This window comes from Streptomyces sp. NPDC000941 (assembly GCF_053599555.1).
Genome location: NZ_JBSFMM010000444.1, coordinates 1 through 3,819, shown reverse-complemented (window position 1 = coordinate 3,819; position 3,819 = coordinate 1). Strand labels below are relative to the sequence as shown.

Below are 3,819 nucleotides of genomic sequence, written 5' to 3'. Positions count from 1 at the left end.
AAACCCAAAAAAAAACAAACGATATTAGATACTTGTTGACTGGATTTCAGACGTGTGCACTACCCACCGACCCCCGCCCCCCGGCGTGCCCTGGTCGCTCCGCGGAGCGACCAGGACACGGAAGGAGCGCCGGGCCCCTGAAGCCTGTCAGACCGTGAGGCGGGACAGCGCCTCGTCGACCGGCAGCTCCTCGCGCTCGCCCGTGCGGCGGTCCTTGAGCTCCACCACGCCGTCCTTCGCGCCACGGCCGACGACCAGGATCGTGGGCACGCCGATCAGCTCGGCGTCGGTGAACTTCACGCCCGGGGAGACGCCGGCCCGGTCGTCGACCATGACGCGGACGCCCGCCGTCCCCAGCTTGTCCGCGAGTTCCAGGGCCAGCTCGGTCTGGAGCGCCTTGCCCGCCGCGACGATGTGGACGTCGGCCGGGGCCACCTCGCGGGGCCAGCACAGCCCGGACTCGTCGTGGGTCTGCTCGGCGAGCGCGGCCACGGCGCGCGAGACGCCGATGCCGTAGGAGCCCATGGTGACCCGGACCGGCTTGCCGTTCTGGCCGAGCACATCGAGCTGGAAGGTGTCGGCGTACTTCCGGCCGAGCTGGAAGATGTGGCCGATCTCGATGGCCCGGTCGAGCTCGATACCGGCGCCGCAGCGGGGGCAGGGGTCGCCGGGCCTGACCACGACGACGTCGAGGTACTGGTCGACCTCGAAGTCCCGGCCGCAGACGACGTTGCGCGCGTGCTTGCCGGGCTTGTTGGCGCCGGTCACCCAGGCGGTGCCGGGCGCGACGCGCGGGTCGGCGAGATAGCGGAAGGACTTCCCGGCCAGGTCCTGCGGGCCGATGTAGCCGCGGACCAGGTCGGGGCGGTCGGCGAAGTCCTCGGCGGTGACGACCTCGACCTCGGCGGGGGCGAGGTGTTCGGCGAGCTTGCCGAGGTCCACCTCGCGGTCGCCGGGGACGCCCACCGCGGTGATCTCGCCGTCGACCTTGACGAGGAGGTTCTTCAGGGTGGCGGAGGCCGGGATGTTCAGGTGCTCGGCGAGGGTGTCGATGGTGGGGGTGTCGGGGGTGTCCAGCTCCTCGACCGGGCCGTGCTCGGCGCCCTCGACGGGGGTGAGGGCGAGCGTGACGGCCTCGGTGTTGGCCGCGTAGTCGCAGTTCGGGCAGTCCACGAAGGTGTCCTCGCCGGCCGCGGCCGGGGCCAGGAACTCCTCGGAGGCGGAGCCGCCCATGGCGCCGGAGATCGCGGAGACGATGCGGTAGTCCAGGCCGAGGCGTTCGAAGATCCGCTGGTAGGCCTCGCGGTGCAGCCGGTAGGACTCGGCCAGGCCCTCGTCGGTGGTGTCGAAGGAGTACGAGTCCTTCATCTGGAACTCGCGGCCGCGCAGCACACCGGAGCGCGGGCGGGCCTCGTCCCGGTACTTGGTCTGGATCTGGTAGAGGATCACGGGCAGGTCCTTGTAGGACGTGCACTGGTCCTTGACCGTCTGGGTGAAGATCTCCTCGTGGGTCGGGCCGAGGAGGTAGTCGGCGCCCTTGCGGTCCTTGATCCGGAACAGCAGGTCGCCGTATTCGTCCCAGCGGCCGCTGGCCTCGTACGGCTCACGGGGCAGCAGGGCGGGCAGCAGGACCTCCTGGCCGCCGATGGCGTCCATCTCCTCGCGGACGATCCGCGCCACGTTCTCCAGGACCTTCTTGCCGATGGGCAGCCAGGTCCAGATGCCCGCGGAGGTGCGGCGTACATAGCCGGCGCGGACGAGCAGCTTGTGGCTGGCGGTCTCGGCATCGGCCGGGTCCTCGCGCAGCGTCTTCAACATCAACCTGGACATGCGCTGGACGTGGGCCTGGGCCATGGTTCTTCTCCTGCGTACGAGATGGGATGTCCAGGAGATTAACCGCTGCCGCCACCCACCGGGAAATGAACCAGGGGAAGGCGTACCGGGGGAAGGCGTACCGGGGGAAGGCCACCGGGAATCAGCGGCGCAGCGGGAGCGGGGCGCCCATGACCGCGTACGGAGTCGGCGCGCTCGGGAAGAGCACGGGGCGGGCGAGGTCGCGGTAGCCGAGGGCGCGGTAGAGGTGGCGGGCGGGGCTCTCGGCGTCGATCGCGGAGAGGATGGAGCGCGGCTGGTCCGCTCCGTCGGTGATGGTGGTGATCAGCGACCGGCCGATGCCGTGCTGCTGGTAGTCGGGGTGGACATGCAGTTCGGTGATGACGAAGGAGTCGTCCAGCCAGTTCTCGTGGCCGGTGTCGCGCAGATACGGCTCGACGACGGTGGACCACCAGTGCGTGCGGTCGTTGGGCATGCCGTAGACGAAGCCGACGAGCCGCCCGGAGGGGGTGGTGGCGCCCAGCGCGCGGGCGCCCGGGCTGGTGAGGTGGCGCAGCACGATGTGGCGCCGTACTCCGGCCTCCTCGGCGGTGAGCCCGAAGGCGATCGCCTGCACGGCAAGGGCCTCGTCCACGCGCGCGGCGAGGTCGAGCGGCCCCACGACGACGCCCTGCGGGTCCGGCGGCCCTTCGCCTGGTTGATGCAGCATGGGCGGCACCCTACTGGGCCGTTACTGGGCCGTCGATCAGAACAGCACACTCATGAAGGCGCCGACCTCCTGGAAGCCGACGCGGCGGTAGGCGGCGCGGGCGGCGGTGTTGAAGTCGTTGACGTAGAGGCTGACGACGGGCGCGACCTCGTTCAGCGCATAGTGCAGGACGGCGGCCATACCGGGCTCGGACAGCCCGCGGCCGCGGTACTCGGGGGCGACCCAGACGCCCTGGATCTGGCAGGCGTGGCGGGTGGCGGCGCCGATCTCGGCCTTGAAGACGACCCGGCCGTTCTCGATCCGGGCGAAGGATCGCCCGTGGCTGACGAGTTCGGCGACCCGGGCCTGGTAGAGCAGCCCGCCGTCGCCGGCGAGCGGCGAGACGCCGACCTCTTCGGTGAACATGGCCACGCAGGCGGGCATGATCACGTCCATTTCGTCCTTGTGGACGCGGCGGACGAGCGGGTCGGGCGCGATACCGGCGGGCATGGTGGTGGTGGCCATGAGCGGCTGATGGCCGCGGACCTCGCGGGCCGGGCCCCAGCTGGGCTCGAGCAGCGACCAGAGCTCGGTGGCGGTGTCGGCGGGGCCGACGATGGAGGAGCAGCGGCGGCCGGCCCGGCGGGCGCGCTCGGCGAAGCCGCGTACGGCCTCACGGGTGGCGCAGATGGGGACGAGGTTGGCTCCGGCGTAGCAGAGCGATTCCAGCCGGCCACCGGTGTACCAGCCCCACATCTCGCCGCCGAGGCGCCAGGGGTCCAGGCCGGCGACCTGGACGCGGGCGGCGACGAAGGCGTTGGAGACCGGGTCGCGGTCGAGGACCGCAAGGGCCTCGTCGAGCTCGTGGGGCTCGAGCACCCTGGTGGTGGACGTCGTCAGCACGTGTCGGTATGCCTCACCGGTTGCGGCCGAGGGCCAGAAGATTCGATTCTCCGCACTGTACCTCGGGGGTCGCCCAGGCCACCGCCCACGTTCACCGACGGGGCCGTGGTCCGGTCGGGTGCGGGCGGTGCAGCCGCGGGCGCGGGGTGGCGTCAGCCGGTGACGGAGACCTCGGGCTCTCCGGAGGCGATGCCGTCCTTCTCCATCTGCTCGGCGATCTTCATGGCCTCGTCGATCAGGGTCTCCACGATCTTCGACTCGGGCACCGTCTTGATCACCTCACCCTTGACGAAGATCTGGCCCTTGCCGTTGCCCGAGGCCACCCCCAGATCCGCCTCACGCGCCTCACCGGGACCGTTGACCACACACCCCATCACCGCGACCCGCAGCGGCAC

Annotated in this window: 4 protein-coding genes; all 4 read right to left on the bottom strand. The window is 70.8% G+C overall.

Annotated features, from left to right (window positions below; genetic code table 11):
• Nucleotides 1–147 precede the first annotated feature (147 nt).
• Complete coding sequence (locus ACWDSL_RS52435; RefSeq protein ID WP_450496747.1) at nt 148–1,854, bottom strand: proline--tRNA ligase; 1,707 nt, start codon at nt 1,852–1,854, stop codon at nt 148–150.
• Nucleotides 1,855–1,975: 121 nt separating this feature from the next.
• Nucleotides 1,976–2,542, bottom strand: coding sequence for a GNAT family N-acetyltransferase (locus ACWDSL_RS52430; RefSeq protein WP_450496746.1), 567 nt, complete (start codon nt 2,540–2,542; stop codon nt 1,976–1,978).
• 36 nt (nt 2,543–2,578) lie between these two features.
• The gene (locus tag ACWDSL_RS52425; RefSeq protein WP_450496745.1) at nt 2,579–3,424 is read right to left on the bottom strand and encodes a GNAT family N-acetyltransferase; all 846 of its coding nucleotides are present in this window, start codon (nt 3,422–3,424) and stop codon (nt 2,579–2,581) included.
• A gap of 152 nt (nt 3,425–3,576) precedes the next feature.
• Nucleotides 3,577–3,819, bottom strand: a 243-nt coding sequence (locus ACWDSL_RS52420) for a flavodoxin-dependent (E)-4-hydroxy-3-methylbut-2-enyl-diphosphate synthase (protein ID WP_385631873.1), incomplete at its 5' end; no start/stop codon positions are given.